This is a genomic window from Bhargavaea sp. GQ12 (genome assembly GCF_059758705.1).
The window spans coordinates 95,555-116,543 of sequence record NZ_JCAXEU010000009.1 but is presented as its reverse complement, the minus strand read 5'-3'; the positions used below and the strand labels follow the sequence as shown (position 1 = coordinate 116,543).

The window sequence follows — 20,989 nt, the reverse complement described above, 5'->3', positions numbered from 1 at the left end:
GGAGAACATGAAAAAGCCGCCTTCCGGATCAACGCGGAAGGCGGCCTGAATCAGCATTCGGATAAAGCAAAAGCTGCGCGGCCCCACTTCCCTACGCCGGTATGATCCGGATCAGGTTCCAAGGGTCCGCGCAGCCCATGCGCGTCTCAGCCTTTCGAAAGGCTCCCCCAGTGGCAGTTCATGTTCGGTTTTCACCATCACTATATCATGGGCAGAATATTTTGCAAGAGGGGCCTTACCTGCAGATCCGGCCGACCGAGTCCCTGATGAGCGCTTCTACCAGATCTGTTTTAAGCCGCTCAGGCTCCAGGAAGGCGTGGAGTGCAAGTCCGTCGATGATGGAATAAAGGCGCTCTGTCTCAAGCGTAAGGTCCAGGCCGTTTTTCAGCACGCCTTCATATTCGAGAAAAGAAAGCATCTTGCTGACCGCTTCATAGACACCGACTTCCGGAATTCCTTCCAGGTCCCGCCGGTGCCGGACATGCGCCTGGAAAGTAAACCATACATCCGTCTCCGCACGCCGTTCCGCATCCATCGGCACGATCTCGAGGAAAACCCGGATCACCTTTTCCCGGGGCGGAAGATCTTCCTGCAGAATGCCCAGTGCCCGTTTTTCAACCCGTTCATTGACAAGGCGCATCGCGTACACCAGCAGTTCATCCTGGTCTTTAAAGTAATGCCGCAGGGCACCTGTCGACAGCCCCGCTTCCCCGGCAATGTTGCGAACCGTCGCTCCTTCCATGCCCTTTTCCAGGATGACCCGCCACATGGCCTCCGCAATCTGCTCGCGCCGCTCCTCATGATTCACGATTTTTGGCATACCACTAGTATATCATCGATTTTTAAATAAAACACTTGTGTTAAATAAATACAACGTGCTAAAATCTAAATAACACAGATGTATTAAAAAGGAGTGCAAACATGAGCCTCATCGCCTACCTGATCATTGCCGTGGAAATCGGATTCTGGGTGTTTATCGCTGCCGGCCTTGTCACACGCTACCTGCTCGGAAGAAAACGTCTCGGGCTGCTGCTGCTCGCCATGACGCCGTTGCTGGACCTGACGTTGCTGATCGCGACAACCTATGACATCCTCGCCAATAAAGCGACTGCCACGGCCGCCCATGGCATCGCCGCCATCTACCTCGGCGTCTCACTTACCTACGGCAAACGGATGATCCGGTGGGCGGATGAGCGCTTCCGTTACCACATCATGAAAAAGGGGCCGAAGCCTGCAAAGCGGTACGGTTACGAGCATGCCAGGTATGAACTGTCAGGATCACTTCTTCATGTGCTGGCCTGGATGCTTGGCGGCGGGTATCTCTATCTTCTGATATACCTTGCGGGAAATCCCGGTCAGACCGAAGCCCTTTCCCAGATCCTGAAAGTCTGGTCGATTGTTGTCGCCATCGACCTTGCCATCGCCCTCTCCAATTTCATCTGGCCCAAGAAAGGAAAAGCGGACAGCGCCCACTGAGGTGCTGTCCATTTCTGTTATGTAACAATAAATAAGTTTCCATGCGTCCTACTTTAGGGAAGAGTGGAAGAAACTGTCCGGGAAACCGGACACGGGAGTGATGAAATGGATCCGTATATTTTCGGGGCGTTTGCCCTGGCTTATCTGGGGCTGCTGGTCTGGGTGCTGAAGAAACAGCGTTTCTGGACCCTGATGAGTGTCCTGGCGGCAGTCGCGCTGGCGCTCGTCTATGACAATGGCATTCTGGCAATCGGAAGCCTGATCGGCGAAGGCGCACTTTTGGAAGGTCTCAGTCTTGCCCGCTTCTGGCTGCATGCCCTTGTGACACCGACACTCATCCTGTTCTCGCTCGGCGCGATGCGGCAGGCGGGGATCGGATGGGCACAGAAGGGATGGGCGGCGCTGCTGTTCTGGGCAGCCGCCATCGCAGCAGTCGTCGTTGAATTCATCACCGTGCTCAGCGGTCTGAAGCTGGAGAAGGACGAAAGTTATGGCGTGCTGAGCTATTCAGCTGCCGAAGAAGCTTCGGGGCCGCCTGCCATGATCCTGATCGTTCTCGCGGCGCTTTTGGTCGCCGGGCTATTCCTTGCATGGAAGGCCGGTTCATGGTGGATGCTCGCCGGCACAATCGCCATGACCATCGGAAGCATGTTTAATCCGGATATCCCGAGCGAAGCTGCAACGAACCTGTTTGAGCTTATTCTGATTGCCTCTCTTGCGGTGACGAAGGTGAAGCTGGAGCACAAAGAAACCGGCAGTGAAGCATCCGGATCCCATGTCCTCGAATAAAGTCCAATAAGATGACGGCATGCCCAAAACCCGGCCAATCCCCACTTGCGGGAAAGGCCGGGTTTCTCTGTTTATACGTATCACAGCAGTCGGCTGATGCGCTTTTCCAGCATCAGCATGCCCCCTTCGCCCGCCTGGTAGTGGCGGAGGCGGCCTGTTTTATCGAACACGTAATAGGCAGGCACGTACCGGTTGCCGAATGCCCCGGTCAGTTCCTTCGCCCCGTCAACAAAGACCGGCTGGGTGATGCCGTGGGCAGCGGCGGCCTCTTTGATCTTCTCCATATCTGCATCATCTCCGGAGCGGGGCATATGGACAGCGACGACATTCAGCCGATCTCCGTATTTGTCTCGGATCGCGCTGATATGGGGCATCATGTCCTTGCAGAGTCCGCAGCTGACGGACCAGAAATGGATGAGTGTCGGCCGTTCGCCGACAAGGTCCGCCTTTGTTCTCACACCGTTCAACCATTCGGTTGCGCCGCCGAGTTCTGGCATCGGTGTGCGCAGTTTCATCCGATCTCCTCCTGTATGAAAGATCTACATCCCGCGGTCAGTTCGCGGCGAGGCGGCCGCCCGCCTGAAGGCCCTGAAGCGTACGGAGCGTTTCATCGACATCGCGGCCGATATCTTCCCGGAAAGCCGCCTGGTAGCGGAGCCGGCCATCCGGGCTGATGATAAAGAGGCCGCGGAGCGTGATACCCTCTTCCTCGATGAGCATGCCGTACTCCCGGGAAACAGAAAGCTTCCGGTCCGAGGCGAGCGGGAAGCTCAGGCCGCCGGGACCGTTGTTGCTGCGGGTTAGCCCTACCCAGGCAAGATGGGTATGGATGGTATCCGTTGAGACACCGATCATTGAGGCATTCAGTTCCGCGAACTCGACATGACGGTCAGAAAACGCCGTGAGTTCGGCCGGGCTTGAAAGCGCAAAGTCCAACGGATAAAAGATCAGGACCGTCCATCTGCCCTTCCTCATGTTTTCCTCCAGGCTGACCATGCCGAATTCCCGGTTCGGCAGGACGGCCTTCATTTCAAAGCGGGGTGCCGGATTGCCGATCATTCTTTCATTCATTTTCACTGCCCCCTTAATTTAAAGAAAATTCAAATTAAATTAAGGAAAGAATAGCAGAATCACGGCTGCTTATCAATGGGGTCAGTGTTTCCCAAGTCCCCTGATATCACGGGTCAGCTCAAGGAACCGGCGGTCCAGGTCTTTATATTCCGCGTCATCCGGCGATAGCATGCTGAGTTTGCCAAGTACGGCCTGGCGTTCGGTCTCGAGACGCAAGCGCTCCTCTTCACGCGCTTTCCCGTCGCTGCCTCTTTCGGTTTCTCCCCGTTTTTCTTCCCACTCGGCAGGCTTCGTCTGCTGTTTCGTCACGGTCTCTTCCCCGAATATAAGAATGCCGTCAGCAAGCTTTTCCGTGAAATACCGGTCGTGTGATGCGAACAGGAGCGTCCCGCGAAATGTCCCGAGCGTCCGCTCAAGCGCCTCCCTGGATGGCAGGTCGAGATGGTTGGTCGGCTCATCGAGCAGCAGTACGTCGGTATCTTCGAGGATGAATCTCATCAGCTTCATCTTAAGCCGCTCGCCCATGCTCAGGCCGGATAGAGGGAGTGTCCAGTGCTCCGCGGTGAATCCGAGATTCGCGAGATCGGTGCGGAGCTTTCCCTGCTGTTCGAATGTGGCGGCGGAAAAGTAGGCCTCCATCGTCTTCGATAGCGGCAGGTCCAGCACCGACTGGCTGAGGACGCCGACTGTCATCCCTTTCGTCCGCCAGATCTCCCCTTCATGCGGTTCTTCGCCGAGCAGCATGCGGAACAGCGTCGTCTTGCCTGAGCCGTTTGGTCCGAGAAGGGCGAGGCGCTCTCCGGAAAGGACAGTGAACCGGACATTCCGGAAAAGCGTACGGGTGCCAAAAGACTTTGAGACGTCCCGGAGTTCGAATACTCGCGTCCCCTTGCGGCGTCCGCCTTTCACGTCGAATTTCACGGACCCCTCCTCTTCAGGCTTCTCTACACCATCCTTTTCCAGCTCGGCTTCAAGGCGTTTGCGCTTGGAGCGGATCTGGATGTCCTTTTTCTTGGCCTTGACCCGGTAGTATTCCTTGTAGCCGCCTTTTTTCGTGGACTCCCGGTGCGCCTTGTCCGACCAGTCCGACAGCTGCGCAATTTGTTCATGGACACGTGTGATTTTTTTCTGCTGATGTTCGTAATGCTTCTGCTGTGCAACCCTTGCCGCTTCCTTCTTGTTCCGGTAATCGGTGTAGTTGCCCTCGTATTCGGTGAGGGTGCCGTGATCCAGCTCCCATACGCGATCCGCGACTTGGTCGATGAAATGCCGGTCGTGGGACACGATGATGAACGTCGACCGGCTTTCCCTGATCTGTCCGATCAGCCGCTCCAGCGCTTCCCGGTCGAGATGGTTGGTTGGCTCATCAAGCAGCACAAGCGGGCTTTGTTCCGCGAGGGCGGCAGACAGCCGCAGCTTCATCCGCTCACCCCCACTCGCGGTATTGTATGCAACCTCTTCTGGTAAGCGCCATTTTTTCCGTTCGGCCAGCACTTCTCCAGAAGCCATATTGAGGTCTGGTGACGCCTCTTCCTGCCTGAAATAAGTGACGGACGGCCGATTTACGATCCACCGGACAATCCCTGAAGACGGCTCCCGACTGCCCGCAATCCTGTCCATCAGTGTTGACTTGCCCGCTCCGTTCGGCCCGACAAGCGCGATGACCTCCCCTTCCGGGATATCGGCAGACACCTTCTCAAAAATTGTGACATCACCGTATATAACGGAAAGTTCCTCCAATCTACCAAGCAACATACAGATTCCTCCCTGTTTCCCGGAGGGCATGAAAAACCCCCCGGCCATAGTGGCCGGAGGGATCCGAAAAATGCTCATTTACACGTCGCCAAACAAGCCGCATCTATGCGGCTGCGTATCTGGATGACGATGGAAAAATGGGCAGACGGATCCCGCCGACGTTCGAAAAAAGCATCCGATTCGTCTAAAGCGCTCCGTCACTTGTCCATCGTCCCATTCGTCATCCCTTTCGATTTAAGTTGAGAACAGATTAACATATGCCCCGCTGCACGGCAACTATGCATAAGAAAGCCCGGCGCCTGATGCGCCGGGCTCCTCTTATTGTTCGATCACACGCTCGATCCGGTCCTCCACCATGTCGAGGCCGGTCCTGCCCGCCTGATAGTGGCGAAGCTGGCCTTCCTTGTCGAACACATAATAGGCAGGGGCCAGCTCGTTCTCAAAGGCATCAGTGAGCTTGTACTCACTGTCGACGAACACCGGCTGGGTGAGGCCGTACTGGTCCGCCGCCTCCCGGATCTTGTCCATGTCGTTGTCCGCACCGGTGAGCGGCATATGGACCGCCACGACGTTCAGATCTTCTTTGTACTTGTCCCGCAGCTCATTCACTTCGGGCATCGTTTCCTTGCAGATGTTGCAGCTGACGGCCCAGAAGTGGATGAGCGTCGGTTTATCGCCGACCAGCTCAGCCTTGGTTATCTCGCCGTTCAGCCAATCGGTTGCGCCGGACAGCTCCGGCATCGGTTCATGCAGTTTCATCAGGAATCCCCTCCTGCTCAATAAGTTTCCCGGGAAATGAACCGTTGAAACAGCGGTTTTAGGAGGGACACTTAATATTAGACTGATTTAAGGTGCCGGTTTGCGCTCCAGGGAGAGCTAATGTTAAGCCTCCTCGCCGTATTCTTCAAACTCACACACTCAATCTTCAAACTCCGAAGCTTATTCTTCAAACTCAGAAGCTTATTCTTCAAACTCGCGCCCGCATTCTTCAGACTCACCGGATCCCCATGAAAAAGCAGCCGGAGTCCGCCTCCGGCTGCAGATCAGCCCTCTTTCACAAACCCGATAAACGAATCCACCTTCTGATCGAGGAATTCAAGCGTAGGCCCGTCGATCAGTCCGCCTGATTCGCCTTCGAATTTCTGCTGGGCGAAGTTGACGAGCACTTCGTTGCCGCCCGGAGGCAGCACCTTGGCGGAGACACCTGGCGCGACCAGGATCTGGCGCAGGTGGATCTGCGCACGAAGCGTGCCCGCCATGCCCATCGAGGCCCCGAGCGGAAAGACAGGCTTGCCGACCATGACCCGCTCGCCCCTTGACGTCCAGTCCAGCGCGTTTTTCAAAACGCCCGGAACAGACCAGTTATACTCCGGCGTCACGATGATGATCGCGTCTGCATCCAGCACTTTCTGCTTAAACTCTTTCACGGCAGCAGGCGGATCAAGCTCCACATCCTGATCGAAATGGGGCAGCGCACCGATATCGGCGATTTCCATATCGAATTTGTCCTTGTAGCGCTCCTGCATCGTCTCGGCCAGCCGGCGGTTGAACGACTCCTTCCGCAGGCTGCCGACCAGTGTCAGTACCTTCACAGCTATCTCCTCCCCTTATGTAGACCTATTCTATCTTCGGTCAAAAGGTCGGAACATTTCAAGTATTAAATTTGCATCAGCCCGAGAATTACCGCCAGATTGGCGATGAAATGGGCTGCCGTGCTAAGCCACAGATTGCCGGTTTTATGATAAATGAAACCGTAAATCACGCTGTTAATAATGATGAAGACCAGATCATAGGCAACCAGCGCGAAATCTCCGGACGCCGCATGACCGAATGCAAACACTATCGATGTGAGCACGATGGCAGGCCAGGTGGCCAACCCCCCGCTCCAGCTGCTTCTGGAAAAATCCTCTCCACGCAATTTCCTCACCGAGTGCCATCAGCGCAATCTGCAAAACCAGGACAGCCAGCGGCACCTCGGCCACCATGAGGGCGATCCGTTCATGGAGATGCTCGTTGAATGCCGGCATGACGTAAGCAGATACACCCACGGAAAAGCCGTTCATCATAAGGGTCAGCAGGAGCCAGAGCCAGACGGTGCCACTTTTCAGATGCCAGCCTGCTTCTTTCACGCCGAGGCTCCCTTTTGCATAACGCTTCCGGCCCAAAACAAAACATAGAATACCGATGAGTACCGAAAGGCCAGCGATGTTCCACCCGATGAAAAATGAAAATGAGACGGCGACCATGATCACCAGGCCTGCCCGGCTGATTTTATCTGCTCCCGTATCTTTTTCTGCTAACTGAATCGTTCTCATCCCCCACCAGAGATCCTTATTTTCAGCCCGGGCATCGATCGCTTACCTTCTCCCCCCGAGCGCCCTGCCCGCCTGCCGTCCGGAGAACAGGCAGCCGCCGAGGAAAGTGCCTTCAAGCGAGCGGTAGCCGTGGACACCTCCTCCGCCGAAGCCGGCTGCCTCGCCCGCCGCATAGAGGCCAGGCACCGGTTCGCCATCCGCGCCCATCACCTGTCCTGAAAGGTTCGTCTGCAGGCCACCGAGCGTCTTCCGGCTGACGATGTTCAGGCGGACCGCGATCAGCGGACCCGCCGAGGGATCGAGGATACGGTGCGGCGGCGCGACCCGGACGAGCTTGTCGCCCATGGACGCACGCGCGCTCCGGATCGCCATCACCTGGAGGTCCTTTGCGAACTTGTTGTCGATCTCACGGTCCCGCGCCCTGATCTGCCGCTCCATCTCTTCAAGGAAAATGCGTTCTTCACCGACAAGGTCGTTCATGCCATCGACCAGCTCCGGAAGCGTCCGTGCAACGACAAAATCCTCTCCCCGCTTCATGAACTTCTCAACGGGCTCCGGTGCTCCGGGCAGCACGCGCGACATAATCATCCGGATGCTTTTGCCGGTAAGGTCCGGATTCTGCTCGGACCCGGACAGAGCGAACTCCTTCTCGATCATCTTCTTCGTCAGGACGAACCAGGAATAGTCGTAGCCGCTTTTCCCGATTGCCCCGAGCGTCGAGAGCGTGTCAAAGCCCGGGAAGTTCGGCGCGCCGAAGCGCTGTCCTTCCGCATCAAACCAGAGCGGCGACGGTCCCGGCAGGATTCGGATGCCGTGATTGGGCCAGACCGGCTCATAGTTCTTGATGCCTTCGGTATAGTGCCACATGCGGTCGCGGTTGACGAGCCGCCCTCCGGCCTTTTCAGCCGCTCCGAGCAGGTGCCCGTCCACATAGGCGGGGACGCCTGACAGCATGTGCGCAGGCGGCCTGCCGAGCCGCTCCGGCCAGTTTTTCCTGACCAGCTCATGATTGCCGCCGATGCCGCCGCTCGTCATGAGTACAGCACCCGCACGCACTTCAAACAGCCGCTCCACTTCGCGGGACGTCTTCTCCCCGCGTTCACGGTCATCCGGCACGAGCTTTTCCCCCCGCACACCCGTCACCGCTCCGTTTTCCGTAACGAAATCCGTCACGCGGTGCCGCGGCAGATAATGGATCAGACCGTCCCTGATGCCCCGCCGAACACGTTCTGCAAACGGCTTGACGATCCCAGGCCCCGTTCCCCAGACGATATGGAAGCGGGGGACGGAGTTGCCATGCCCGTCCGCGAGGCTGCCGCCGCGCTCCGCCCAGCCGACAACCGGGAAAAACCGGACGCCGAGCGACCGGAGCCAATCGCGCTTCTCGCCCGCGGCAAATTCGACATACGCCTTCGCCCATTGATAACCCCACTCGTCTTCGTCACTCATCCGGTCGAAACCAGCTGTTCCAAGCCAATCCTGCCAGGCCAGTTCATGGGAGTCTTTGATGCCCATCCGGCGCTGTTCCGGCGAATCCACGAGAAACAGCCCGCCGAACGACCACCACGCCTGGCCCCCGAGGTTCGACGCCGGCTCCTGGTCGAGGAGCAGGACCTTCTTCCCCGCATCGGCCAGTTCTGATGCCGCCACAAGCCCTGCAAGCCCGTGCCCGACCGTGATCACATCGTATTCCATTCCCATCCCGCCTTCCGCTTCTGATTTTCTCTCATTGTAAAGTAATTTTCTGTTTATTCACAGAAATGTCTGATTGGGCAAAGCAGATGTATAGAAGCCGCACTCCCCAGGGAATGCGGCTTAAAGAACTTATGCTATTGATTTAAGGTCTTGCTGACCCCGTCCCTCAACCAGTCTGCGGTCACTGTCTCTGCATTCAGCATGGCTTCCGGCGTCCCCTCGAACAGAATCTGTCCGCCCAGCTTCCCGCCTCCCGGGCCCATTTCTATCACCCAGTCGCTTGCTGCGATAAAGTCCAAGTTGTGTTCGATGATAATGACAGAGTTTCCCCGGTCCACCAGGCTCTGAAAGACATTCAGAAGCTTTTCATCGTCTTCCGCGTGCAATCCGAGGGACGGCTCGTCCAGCAAATAGATCTGGCCTTGTTTCTGCAATTGGCTGGCGAGCTTCAGACGCTGGATTTCCCCGCCGCTCAACGAACTGGTCGTCTGCCCCAAAGTCAGATACCCCAGTCCGACGTCCCTCAGGGTAAATACTCTGTTCAGGATTTTTTGCTGTTTAAAGTAATCAGCAGCCTCATCAATGGTCAATTCCAGAATCTCGATGATGTTTTTCTCCTGATAACGGTACGACAAGGCTTCATCCGAGTACCTCGTCCCGCCGCACGCTTCGCACGGAATAGTTACAGGATCCGCAAATGCCACTTCCGGTGTCAGGACGCCCTTTCCTTTGCAGACCGGACACGCCCCCAGGGAGTTGAAACTGAACAATCCCGCGGGCTGTCCCGTCGCTTTTGAAAAAGCTGCGCGTATGTCATCCATGATCCCCATATATGTAGCCATGGTCGAGCGGCTGGAGATTCCGATCCCGCCCTGCCCCACTGTGATGGACTCCGGATACTTTTCCCTGAACGCCTCCAGGATCAAGGAGCTTTTGCCCGATCCGGATACCCCGCACACCGCGACCAGAACATTTTTGGGAATATCGGCATCCACATTTTTCAGGTTGTTGTTTTTGGCTTTTCTTATCTTGAAATAATCCCTTGGATCCCTTGGGTTTTTGTTTATTTTTATTGGATGCCCCAGGGCATTTGCAGTCGGTGAATTCTTTAATCCTCCCAAGTCTCCTTGGTAGACCACGCGTCCGCCGGCCGAACCCGCTCCAGGCCCCATCTCCACAATCTCGTCCGCCGCTCTGATTACCGACAGATTATGTTCAATGACAATGACCGTGTTGTGCTGCTCTTTGATCCTTTTCAGCATCCGGATCAGCATATTGACTTCCTCCGGATGAAGCCCCGCACTGGGTTCGTCGAAAATGTAGGTCAGGTTATTTAAGCTGTTCCCCAGCTGACGGGCGATTTTCACCCTTTGGGCTTCTCCGCCGGAAAGGGTACCCATTTTCCTTGAAAGGCTCAAATAGCCCAGTCCCATGCCGATTAATTGCTTTACGTAAGGGATCGCCTGTCTTGCTATGGATTCTCCCATAGGATCTTTGACCTTCTCGAGCTCTTCCAGGATTTCCGGGAGTTCCAAATGATCGTACTCCACGATATTCAGGCCATTGATTTTGCACTCCAATACCTGCGGATTCAGGCCCGAACCAAGACAGGTCGGACACAGGGAATGTGTCGATACTGCCAATACATCCTCCTGGGAAACTTGCTTGAGTTTCGATATGTCCCGATTAATATAAACGCGCGTAAATCTGGGCAATAATCCGTCCCACTCCGCATTTTGCGGCCCGTTTTTCGTGTGAAACGGCGCATAAGCCCGTTCACCTTCCCGGGGACCATACAGCAGCAGCCGGCGGTCTTCTTCCGAATAGTCCCTGATGGGTTTATCCGGGTCGAACAGTCCGCAGGTCATCATCCAATTGCCCTGCCAGCCGGAAGGGGATAATGGCTTGAACTGAACGGCATATTCCCTGAGTGACTTGTCGAAATCAACCAGCTTATCTACGTCCGGTGTGATCACTTCTCCAAATCCGCCGCATTCCGGACATCTGCCGAATGAACTCTGGCTCGAGAAATCATTGGCGGTCCCGATTGCCGGCTGCCCGATTCTTGAGAACAGCAGCCTGATCAGCGGATCGATGTCCATATAGGTACCGACAGTAGAGCGGGAATTTCCTCCTGCCGGCTTTTGCTCTACTACGATGACCGGACTCAAGTTTTGCATCAGGTCGGCCTGCGGCCTTTCGTACCTCGGCATCTGATACCTGACATATGCAGGATAGTTCAACGTCATCTGCCTTCTGCTCTCGGTTGCCAGCGTATCAAAAACAACCGAACTCTTTCCCGAGCCTGAAAGGCCGGTAAAGACGATGATTTTTTCTTTCGGGAGATTCAGGTCGATGTTTTTCAGGTTATTTTCCTTGAGCCCTCTTAAGACAATCTCATCTTTTTCCTGTGACATTTCCCTATCCTTTCTGCAGCTAAGATGCTGGCCGAGTGACGAAATCCGCCCGTTACCGGAAATTATTTGCGCGTTAAAGGCCCGTCAGGCTGCGGCAACTCCTGCTCCATGATCTGATTCATCTTACAAAAATGATCAAAGAATTGTTGTGCGAGTTCTTTTTCTTCCGGGTCACTTTTCAAAGCAATGAGATCCCGCAGAATTTGAGCCACCGATGAATTATCAAAGTAACGGTAGATCCCTGTGTTCCATGTCATCTTGTCGGGGTTTTTGTCGTTGGAGTAGTATTTCCAGAAATGCATCTCGGACGCTTCCTGTTCAGTCAGACGGATCCGGTAAACGGAATGGGCAGGAACAATGCCATCTTCACACTGCCTGCCGATAAATTCTTCATTCACCATATAGACGCCCAGGATCTGCCGGTCTTCTTCAGGCTTGTCGGAATCTCTTGCTGTCAGCAGGACTGCACTGTTTTGATGCAGACGGATGGGTTTGTTCGGCTTCCCTTTGTTTTTTCCGCTTTTTATTTCACCGGAGAACACTTTCCACTTAGAAAAAGCATGATATTGGTCTTCCGGCTCAAGCCAGATAACCATCTGGGATTGCGGGTGCAGCTTATGATTTTTCATTAGCTTTTCATGCTCCATACGAAGTTCCTGCTTTTTCCGGTGCAGTTCTTTTTCCTCTTCTTTCTGGAGTTCTTCCTCCTTTCGCTCACTTTCCTTTTCTTCGATCATTTCTTTGAGTGATTGAGCAGTGCTCTCATCATGGAGAACCAGGTGTTTTCCGAAGACGTCAGGAAAAATAAATTTCTTGCTTTCCGTACCAAAATCCACTTCTATTCTGGAATCATCGAGATTGACGACTTTGCCCGTACCAAAACGTTCATGCGTCACTTTCTTATTGAGTAAATTCATTATTCTTTTCCTCCCTTGTAAGGATAAAAACAACTGTTTTTCATCGGTAAAAAAAGAATATAAAAAAACGCATTCTCCATTCTCTCTGCGGAAAAAAGCACAGCAGAATTTCGGAATACGAGTCCAAAAACAATTGTACGACTATTGTAACATTTTTATGACAACAACACAAATTTAATGTTGACAATCTGATTTCATCTATGTAATATATTAAGTTTTATTCATTTGATTTTATTGCATAAAAAAAGGAGATTGGCTGTCCAATCTCCTTTCTTGTTCGCATAGAATTCTGCTTTACTTGCCGAGTTTCAGTGATTCAGCAATCAGTTTCGGAAGGTCTGTATTGTCATGGAAGCCGACAAAGCTGTCTGCTTCCGGTCCGAACACATAAAGCGGGATGTCGGCGCCGGTATGGTTCGTGCTCGTCCATCCGATGTTCGCGCGGTCGCTGATCACTTTGTTGATGGCCAGGCTGGCGTTGCCGGCTTCACTGATCGCCCGGATTTCGTTTTCATTCAGATCGAAGCCCGTGTATTCCTTGACGACTTCCGCCACATTCGAACGGTCTTCGTTCAGCTGGACCGCCATGTGGTCCCCTGTTGCAGTCACGTTTTGCAGAATGCCTGCGTTCAGTGCCATGGAACCGTTTGAACCGGTCGTCATGCCGCCTGTATCGTGGTCGCCGGCAACAACGACGAGTGTGTTCCCGTCTTCTTCGGCAAATTCGATCGCTTCTTCAACAGCTTCTTCAAATGCCGCAACTTCCGACATTGCCCATGCCGCGTCATTGTCGTGGCCCGCCCAGTCAATCTGGCTGCCTTCCACGACGAGGAAGAACCCGTCCTTGTCCTCTTCAAGTGCATCGATGGCGGCTTCGGTCATCTCCGCGATGCTTGGCTGTTCCGTTTCGCCGCGGTGGAGCTCAGGGGCCAGTGCGTCATCGGCAAAAAGTCCGACAAGGCGATCGCCTTTGTCAACGTCCAGATCATCGACATCCAGCAGCTGGTCACGGGTTTCAATGTATGTAGCGCCCTTTTCCTGTACTTCCCGGATCAGGTTGCGTTTATCCTGATTGCCGCCTTCTGTTGCCGGCAGGAAGTTGTTTTTCCCTCCGCCCAAGATGACATCGACACCGCTGTCCGCCATCTGGCGGGCGATTTCCGTTTCATTGTTCCGGCTGTCGACATTGGCGACAAACGAAGCAGGTGTTGCGTGCGTGATCGTCGAAGTGGCGACGAGACCTGTGGATTTGCCGGCTTTTTCTGATGCTTCAAGGATCGACTCCAATTCATTTCCTTCTGCATCCAGGCCGACTACGCCGTTGTTCGTCTTGACGCCAGTCGCCATGGCCGTACCCGCCGCTGCGGAATCGGTGATGGCCGAGTTGGCCGAATAAGTGGTGAACATCCCTTTCAGGTGGGCATCCCATACCGCTTCTTCACCTTTGTAGATACGGTAGTTCGAAGCGTAATCAGCGCTGAACCCGTCCGGAATCATATAAATGACATTTTCAATCTTGCTTTTGTCTTTGCCATTTCCTTTACCGGGTTTTCCTGTCCACTCCGGCTTTCCTTGTCCTGCCCATTCCGGTTTGGCTGCATCTGCCGCTGTAAGGCCCATTCCAGATAGGATAAGGCCCGCCCCCAATGCGGCGATTCCAACTTTCTTCAGCATGCTACCCACTCCTCTTACCTAAGTTTCTCGAACAATTGCAACTTTATCGGAGGAATGTTTACGCAGAGTTAATTCAATGTTAAGGAATTGTATGAAATGCATGGTACAAACAGACCATTACAATAGCCTCATCGATGTTCAGCACAAATAAATACCGCCCGTTTGCACCAAGATTCTGCAAACGGGCGGCTCCTATTTTTATTTGTCGAGATAAATCCCGCCGCCAGGTCCAAGCGGAAGGCCGAGCAGGTACCATACACTGAACAGAATGGTCCACATGATGGCGAATGCGATCGTATACGGGAGAAGGGAGGACATGAATGTCCCGATCCCCATTTTCGGATCATACTTTTTCGCGAACGTAAGGACAATTGCAAAATAGGCGAGCATCGGTGTGATCGGGTTCGTGATGGAGTCCCCGATCCTGTAGGCGACCTGGGTAACTGCCGGATCATAACCGAGCAGCATGAACATCGGAATGAACACGGGTGCCAGAATTGCCCATTTTGCGGACTGGCTGGCAACCAGCAAGTTAATCAGTGTCGCTACAATCATAAAGCCGATAAAGAGCGGAAGGCCGGTAAGACCGATTGAATCGAGTGCGGCCGCGCCTTTGATCGCGATGACCGGACCAAGGTTGCTCCAGTTAAAGTATGCAATCATCTGCCCGGCGATAAAGGCGATGACGATGTATGTACCCATGCCGGCCATGGCTTTGCTGAGCTGGTCTCCAAGATCCTTGGAGTCCTTCAGCGTGCCGGAGGCTTTCCCGTAGGCCAAAGCCGGAACGAGGAAGAGGATCATCATGATCGGAATCAGTGAATCCATGAACGGCGACACGATCAGCCCGCCATCTTCCGGATTCCGCAGAATGGCATTTTCCGGAAGTGTCAGCAATGCGATGATCGCTCCGGTGATGAGAAGCGAAACGCCTGCCCAGAGGAGGCCCTTCTTTTCTTCCGCCGTGACTTGCTCTCCGACGCCTTCGGCAGCCCCTTCATATTTGCCGAGGCGAGGCTCGACGATCCGGTTGGTAACGAACGTCGCCACCGGAACGAGGACAAGTGCGGAAACGACGAGGAAGTAGTAGTTGATCATCGGGTTACCGACATAGTCCGGATCGATCATATGAGCGGCCGGCTCCGTAAAGCCGTAAACCAGCGGGTCGGACAGCGACAAAATCAGGTTCGCCGCAAACCCGCCCGCACACGATGCGTAGGCAGCGGCCATACCCGCAATCGGGTGACGTCCGAGCGCGATAAAGATCATCGCGACAATCGGAGGCAGGACGACCATGGCAGCATCAGCTGCCGCGTTCCCGCAGATAGAAACGATGACAATCACCGGCAGGATGATTTTCTGCGGCGCCTTCAGGATGGATGCCTTCAGGAGGGCAGTGATCAGTCCTGTCGACTCCGCAAGTCCGACACCCAGCATAACGACGAGTACGAGGCCAAGCGGCGGGAAGCTCGTGAAATTGGTGACCATTTCCGTCAGGATCCGGACAAGACCGTCCGCATTCAGAAGGTTGACGACCGTGATTTTCTCGCCGGTCCCCGGATGCGTTGCGGTTGTGCCCATAAAGCCGAAAATCGCGGAAGCGACCAGAATGGCGGCAGTGATATAGACAAACAGCATGATCGGGTCCGGCAGCTTGTTTCCATATTTCTCGATAAAGTCGAGGAACCGGTTGAAAATCCCCCGCTTTTTCGTTTGAGTGGCATTTGCCATCTTACTTTCCCCCTTTAACACAGTAAAGCATGTGTTCTATCTTAGTAAAGATGGGCTGAAGATTCAATATATTTTTTATAAAAACTATTTGTTAATAATTCCTGCGCAGTTTTGCCGCTAATAAACAAGAACCCGGGCCTCTGCCCGGGTCCTTCATCACGCCTGCTTTTTCTTTGCAGCAGCCCGTTTTTTCGGAGCCGGCTTTTTCTTCGTGGATTTCTCGAGGGAAGCCTGAAGCGCGGCCATGAGGTCGGTCGCGTTGGTCGCGGCAGGTGCCGCCGGCTCGGTCGCGGTGACGGTGTCCTTGCCTGCTTTTTTCGCCTCGATCAGCTCCATCAGTGCTTCACGGTACTCGTCTTTGTACTTTTCCGGTTCGAACGGCGTCGTCAGCTGTTCAATCAGCATAAGCGCGACATCCAGTTCTTTTTTTACGATGCTTTCAGCTTCCGGCACATTCGGCACATCCTCGACTTTCCGGACCTCGTCGGGGTAATGGATCGTCTCCAGCATAAGCGCATTTTTGTAGACCCGCACTGCCGCCAGCTGCTCCTTTTGTCGGATGATGATTTTCGCGATACCGATCTTGTCCGAATCTCCGAGTGCCGCCCTGAGAAGCGCATATGCCTTTGCCCCGCCTTTATCCGGCGCAAGGAAATACGTCCGTTCAAAGTAGATCGGGTCGATCTCCTCCAGCTTCACGAAGTCGACGATCTCGACCGCCTTGTCCTCGTTTTCTTTCTTGAGTGCTTTCAGGTCCTCCTCATCAAGCACGACAAACTTGCCCTTCGTATACTCATACGCCTTGACGATATCCTCAGGCTTCACCTCGGCATTGCACGACGTACATACCTTCTTATACGAGATCGGCGCATTGCACTCCTTGTGCAGCTGCCGGAGCTTGACGTCACGATCCTCCGTCGCCGCATGGAGTTTCACCGGGATATTGACGAGACCAAAGCTGATGCTGCCCTTCCAAACCGTATGCATCCCATCACCTGCTTTTTCCCCTAGCATGTCCTGTCCGGCCCGTGCTATGTATGAAGTTTTCTTCAAGGCGCACACTGGAATGGAATAGATCGGGCGTCTGTGGATGGACTTAACTCTCAGAGCGCTAAACTTAACTCTCGCGATAAATTCCGCCGCCACAAAGGAGGCAAACCATGAAACCGATGAAGCTCACACCTGCGGAAACGCTGCCGGAGGGCTCCGGCTGGCTGTATGAAGTTAAATACGACGGTTTCCGTTGCCTTCTGGACTGGCGGAAGGACGGGATCCGCCTGCTTAGCCGGAACGGGAACGACTTGGCGGACAGGTTCCCTGAAATCATCGCGGCAATCACGGAGGCGAGCGACGCGGCGCGCCCATACTTGCCCCTTTTATTAGACGGTGAGCTCGTTTTTCTATTAAACGACGTCAGAAGTGATTTTCCCGTCGTAGCACGCCGCTCCAGGCTCCGCACACAATCAGCGATCGAGGAACAGAGCCGCATGTTTCCTTGCCGGTTTGCCGCGTTCGACCTGTTGGAGAAGGGCGGTGAAGACCTTCGGGCAACGACAGTCGAACAGCGGAAACAAGCACTCAGCGAGCTGCTGCGGTCACTGAACTTTCCATTGGACACAGACTACCTCGACCCGTCAGCGGTGCAGGGAGTGGCAGCCCATACCAAACCGGAGACTCTCAGGAACCGGCTGATCGCAGGAAACGGCGAAGGACTCGTGATCAAGAGGAGCGGCAGCCGCTGGCAGGAAGGCATCCGATCCACCGACTGGGTCAAAATAAAAAACTGGCGAACCGTTCCGGTTGTCCTGACGGCTTTCGAAGCGGAAAACAGCAACTTTTCCGGACGAATTCTGGACCAGGGGGAATGGCGTGAAGTTGTAACTTTGCGTCACGGATTCTCTGAAGAAGAGTTGAAAACACTGATTGCATTATTTAAAGCAAACGGCACAGAAGGACCTCCAGGCATCTTTACGCTCGCCCCCGCCGTCGTTGCCGAAGTGCTGACAATCGGCGAGTCGGGCGACAAATTGCGGGAGCCCCGCTTTTCACAGTTTCTCTTGGATGAAGACCCGGAGACGGTCACCGTGCAACGCTACCGGCGTGCGCTTGAGCCGATTCCACCCGGGGTCACCGTAACCAATCCGGACAAGCCACTTTTTCCCGAAGCCGGGATCGACAAGGACGGCTATCTGCTATACCTTCAGCATGCCGCACCCCATCTGCTGCCCTGGCTTGAAAACCGCCCCCTCACCGTCATCCGGTATCCACACGGCACGGACGATGCCGAACGGTTTTATCAGAAGCATGCCCCGGATTCCTTACCTTCATTTGTCCACACTGCGGCCGGGGAAGAAGGAGAAATTCTGTTATGCAACAGTTTGGAGGCCCTTCTCTGGTTAGGCAACCAGGCCGCTCTCGAACTGCACGTCCCTTTCGGCCGGTTGAGGAAGGGAGAAGAGTCACTGTTTCCGGACGAAATTGTATTTGACCTGGATCCGCCGGATGCCACGAAATTCGGGCTTGCCGTGGATGCTGCCCTCAGGCTCAAAAAAGTGTTCGACGGTTTCGGCCTGACATCGTTTGTAAAGACTTCCGGCGGCAAGGGGATGCAGTTATATCTCCCGATACCTCCCGAAACTTTCACCTATGAAGACACCCGGCAATTCACTTCCTTTGCCGCAAATTACCTTTGCGAGCAGGCACCGGAGCATTTCACAACGGAGCGGATGAAGAAGAAACGTGGTGGCCGGCTATATGTCGACTACGTCCAGCACGCCAGGGGAAAGACCATCATCGCCCCTTACTCCACACGCGGCTCTGGCCATGCACCTGTCGCTACTCCTTTGGAATGGCACGAACTGACTGATGGCCTTCGCCCAGAAATGTTTACGATCAGCACGGTTACCGAGCGGCTGCGCTCAAAAGGCGATCCATTCAGACTGATGGAGAAAGCCAGAGACAATCAGCCATTTGGTGAGGTGTTGGAGAAATTAAAGGAAATGCTGAAGTAGACCGGCTGTGCATAACTTCTCCTCCTAAAATATTTATACACATATTATCCACACATCAGAAATAGAATTTATGTATATTGCGATTGTATGTATTTTATCCACAGGGTTTCCGCCTACCCTGTGGATTTATTTATAATCCTGATTTTTTTTCAAAAAGAGGGAGAAGCAGATTGCGGGGTATAACTCTAAATCAGAAAGACGGGAAAAGGGCAGCCCAAAAATATGCAGTGAAAGAGGGAGGACGGGGAGAAAGAAAAAACGGCCCGGCACCGACAAAATTTGCTATTGAAAATACTTACGTAATTAATGTCGAAAATAAGAGACAGAAGAAGAATTACAAGATGTCTTACATTCGCTCAAGTACCATAATTTACTTTTATTAACTCTCACACATTATGTTTCTATTGTGCGCACAAAGTACTCACATAATACTCACAACTTCATACATACATTGTGCGCACAACAGAAATATATTATCCTCCTAAAAGGCGGTTTTCGGCGATTTCTGTAGGAATTTTGTGCGCATATCCTACATATTCTCTATTTCTATCATGAGGAGGACGCGGTATAATCATTCCTAGAAACATATAGGGAGTGATTGGAAATGGCAGTACTCAAAGCCGGTGCCGATGCCGGGAATAATGCACTGAAATTATGGGTGAAAGATCATGAACCAATTCTGATTCCGACCGTCTATTCAATGTATATGGGCGAGACGACAGAACTGATGGATATGGAAGATATCCCTAAAGATGCTCTTCTTGAGAACATCGATGTCACGATCAACTCCAAGGCGCTTTCCTTTAACGGGCAACGTTATGTGATCGGGGAGAAGGTGCTGAACGACAACCTTCCGGGCATCGAGCTCGAGAAACGTTCAGACAAGTCCGCTGACGAGATCCCTGTTCTTGTAACGCTTGCAGGCCTTGCGATCGATGCGATGCGCCGCGAGTACAAGAAAAACAAGATTACTGTCACTTATGATCTGTCCGTGGCGCTGCCTGTCGGTATGATCACGCAAGAAGCGGCAAAAAACAATGCTGCCCGCTACATGGGGACACATGAAGTGATCTTCCACCACCCGTCCGGACGCAACGTGACCGTGACGATCAAGATCGAATACTGCAAGTGCCTTCCTGAAGGGGCAGCAGCCGCTTGGGGCGTCGTATTTGATGAGGGAGGAAAGCTGTCCGAGCGGAAAGTCGAAGTCGGCGACAAGATCCTGAAGGTCGACTTCAGCGACAAGACGCTTCTTCACTTTGATATCGGTTCCGGCACGACGGAGATTGTCGTGACAGAAGGTGTCAGATTCAACCCGAAACTGTCGGAAGGCCTGAACTTCGGCGTGAAATCGGCGATCAGCGAGATCCTTAAGCGCTGGAACCGCAACCACCCGGTCAAGTCGATCGATTCCATGGCGGAATTCAACGAAATCTACTTTGATCCTGAGCACCCGCGCCACAACGAGCTTAAGGCAGAGTCCCAGACCGGCCTTATGCAGCTTGCACAGCGCATCAGCCGTCCGATCATCAACAAGATCGACGACCTGAAGGATGACCCGTACGTCTTCATTTACGGCGGCGGAGCGGCCATCCTGAAAGACTACCTCCAGCAGATCCTCAACGCGAAGGAGCGCACGACCAACGTCACGTTCCTGCAGGACCCGATGTTCGTCAATGCGCGCGGCCTCCTCGTCTACACCTGCTCGCCTCGCTATGAGCAGCAGAAAGAAAAGGAATTAGGTGTGGTCGCAAGTGGCGCGGAATCGAAGTAAAACCTATCAGCAGGGGGAACGGATCAATATTTACCTGAGCCGCGATCTCACGCCGGAGTTCATCGACTGGATCAACACCCAGTCCGACCTTTCGAACTTTTTCCTGTACGCCGCCCAGCAGCTGTACCGGAAGACGGGCTTCGTCGATGTCGCCGAAGTCATGCCGAGAAAAATCAACTTCGAACTCGCCGGCGCGGAAGACCGGGATCTTTTCATTCCGGAGGCCGCCCCGCCGGCGCCTGTGCGCAAGGCAATGCCAATAGTGGAACCAGAACCCGAACCGGAACCGCCAAAGGAGCCCGCTCCCGCCTGGGGGGCACTTGATGACTTCGACGACCCGTTCGCATAAGAAAAACCCGCCAAA

Annotated in this window: 19 protein-coding genes and 1 riboswitch; of the genes, 5 read left to right on the top strand and 14 right to left on the bottom strand. The window is 53.9% G+C overall.

What is annotated here, in order from left to right; genetic code table 11:
• Positions 1 to 71: 71 nt before the first annotated feature.
• A riboswitch (TPP riboswitch) is annotated at positions 72 to 179 on the bottom strand.
• 56 nt (positions 180 to 235) lie between these two features.
• Complete coding sequence (locus AC6CHQ_RS10180; protein ID WP_498081497.1) at positions 236 to 820, bottom strand: TetR/AcrR family transcriptional regulator; 585 nt, start codon at positions 818 to 820, stop codon at positions 236 to 238.
• A 101-nt stretch (positions 821 to 921) separates the two neighbouring features.
• On the opposite strand from AC6CHQ_RS10180, the gene AC6CHQ_RS10175 reads away from it, so the two are divergent.
• Together AC6CHQ_RS10175 and AC6CHQ_RS10170 are read left to right on the top strand one after the other, a co-directional pair.
• Positions 922 to 1,476 (top strand): hypothetical protein, encoded by a 555-nt coding sequence (locus tag AC6CHQ_RS10175; protein WP_498081496.1) that lies wholly within the window; start codon positions 922 to 924, stop codon positions 1,474 to 1,476.
• Between the two features lie 105 nt (positions 1,477 to 1,581).
• Positions 1,582 to 2,265, top strand: a complete 684-nt coding sequence (locus AC6CHQ_RS10170) for a phospholipid phosphatase (RefSeq protein ID WP_498081495.1) — start codon at positions 1,582 to 1,584, stop codon at positions 2,263 to 2,265.
• Positions 2,266 to 2,345: 80 nt separating this feature from the next.
• On the opposite strand, the gene AC6CHQ_RS10165 is transcribed toward AC6CHQ_RS10170, so the two are convergent.
• The 13 genes from AC6CHQ_RS10165 to ku all read right to left on the bottom strand — a co-directional run bounded on the left by AC6CHQ_RS10165 (position 2,346) and on the right by ku (position 16,827).
• Complete coding sequence (locus AC6CHQ_RS10165; protein ID WP_498081494.1) at positions 2,346 to 2,780, bottom strand: TlpA family protein disulfide reductase; 435 nt, start codon at positions 2,778 to 2,780, stop codon at positions 2,346 to 2,348.
• Between the two features lie 37 nt (positions 2,781 to 2,817).
• A complete protein-coding gene (locus AC6CHQ_RS10160; protein WP_498081493.1) occupies positions 2,818 to 3,336 on the bottom strand; it encodes a peroxiredoxin in 519 nt (172 codons plus the stop codon).
• Positions 3,337 to 3,417: 81 nt separating this feature from the next.
• Positions 3,418 to 5,091 (bottom strand): ribosomal protection-like ABC-F family protein, encoded by a 1,674-nt coding sequence (gene abc-f / locus AC6CHQ_RS10155; RefSeq protein WP_498081492.1) that lies wholly within the window; start codon positions 5,089 to 5,091, stop codon positions 3,418 to 3,420.
• Positions 5,092 to 5,409: 318 nt separating this feature from the next.
• Positions 5,410 to 5,850, bottom strand: a complete 441-nt coding sequence (locus AC6CHQ_RS10150) for a TlpA family protein disulfide reductase (protein ID WP_498081491.1) — start codon at positions 5,848 to 5,850, stop codon at positions 5,410 to 5,412.
• 284 nt (positions 5,851 to 6,134) lie between these two features.
• Positions 6,135 to 6,683, bottom strand: a complete 549-nt coding sequence (locus AC6CHQ_RS10145; RefSeq protein ID WP_498081490.1) for an NADPH-dependent FMN reductase — start codon at positions 6,681 to 6,683, stop codon at positions 6,135 to 6,137.
• Positions 6,684 to 6,748: 65 nt separating this feature from the next.
• The gene (locus AC6CHQ_RS10140; RefSeq protein ID WP_498081489.1) at positions 6,749 to 6,931 is read right to left on the bottom strand and encodes a CPBP family glutamic-type intramembrane protease; all 183 of its coding nucleotides are present in this window, start codon (positions 6,929 to 6,931) and stop codon (positions 6,749 to 6,751) included.
• Positions 6,879 to 7,406 carry a hypothetical protein gene (locus tag AC6CHQ_RS10135; RefSeq protein WP_498081488.1) on the bottom strand — a complete coding sequence of 176 codons (528 nt, stop codon included), beginning with the start codon at positions 7,404 to 7,406 and terminating at the stop codon, positions 6,879 to 6,881. Before AC6CHQ_RS10135 ends, AC6CHQ_RS10140 begins: the two co-directional genes overlap by 53 nt.
• A gap of 42 nt (positions 7,407 to 7,448) precedes the next feature.
• Positions 7,449 to 9,101 carry an FAD-binding dehydrogenase gene (locus tag AC6CHQ_RS10130; protein ID WP_498081487.1) on the bottom strand — a complete coding sequence of 551 codons (1,653 nt, stop codon included), beginning with the start codon at positions 9,099 to 9,101 and terminating at the stop codon, positions 7,449 to 7,451.
• Positions 9,102 to 9,235: 134 nt separating this feature from the next.
• A complete protein-coding gene (locus tag AC6CHQ_RS10125; protein WP_498081486.1) occupies positions 9,236 to 11,518 on the bottom strand; it encodes an ATP-binding cassette domain-containing protein in 2,283 nt (760 codons plus the stop codon).
• Between the two features lie 62 nt (positions 11,519 to 11,580).
• A complete protein-coding gene (locus AC6CHQ_RS10120; protein ID WP_498081485.1) occupies positions 11,581 to 12,435 on the bottom strand; it encodes a malate synthase in 855 nt (284 codons plus the stop codon).
• 294 nt (positions 12,436 to 12,729) lie between these two features.
• Positions 12,730 to 14,109 carry an alkaline phosphatase gene (locus tag AC6CHQ_RS10115; protein WP_498081484.1) on the bottom strand — a complete coding sequence of 460 codons (1,380 nt, stop codon included), beginning with the start codon at positions 14,107 to 14,109 and terminating at the stop codon, positions 12,730 to 12,732.
• Positions 14,110 to 14,307: 198 nt separating this feature from the next.
• On the bottom strand, positions 14,308 to 15,840 hold the full coding sequence (locus AC6CHQ_RS10110) for an AbgT family transporter (protein WP_498081483.1): 1,533 nt from the start codon (positions 15,838 to 15,840) through the stop codon (positions 14,308 to 14,310).
• Positions 15,841 to 15,996: 156 nt separating this feature from the next.
• A complete protein-coding gene (gene ku, locus AC6CHQ_RS10105) occupies positions 15,997 to 16,827 on the bottom strand; it encodes a non-homologous end joining protein Ku (RefSeq protein WP_498081482.1) in 831 nt (276 codons plus the stop codon).
• Positions 16,828 to 17,000: 173 nt separating this feature from the next.
• Between ku and AC6CHQ_RS10100 the strand changes: the two genes are divergently transcribed.
• From AC6CHQ_RS10100 to AC6CHQ_RS10090, 3 genes are all read left to right on the top strand, one after another.
• Entirely contained in the window at positions 17,001 to 18,851 is a 1,851-nt protein-coding gene (locus AC6CHQ_RS10100; protein WP_498081481.1) for a DNA ligase D, read from the top strand.
• A 604-nt stretch (positions 18,852 to 19,455) separates the two neighbouring features.
• Complete coding sequence (locus AC6CHQ_RS10095; RefSeq protein ID WP_251240109.1) at positions 19,456 to 20,625, top strand: ParM/StbA family protein; 1,170 nt, start codon at positions 19,456 to 19,458, stop codon at positions 20,623 to 20,625.
• A complete protein-coding gene (locus AC6CHQ_RS10090) occupies positions 20,606 to 20,974 on the top strand; it encodes a hypothetical protein (RefSeq protein WP_092053305.1) in 369 nt (122 codons plus the stop codon). The genes AC6CHQ_RS10095 and AC6CHQ_RS10090 overlap by 20 nt, the downstream gene beginning before the upstream one ends.
• The last annotated feature ends 15 nt before the right edge of the window (positions 20,975 to 20,989 follow it).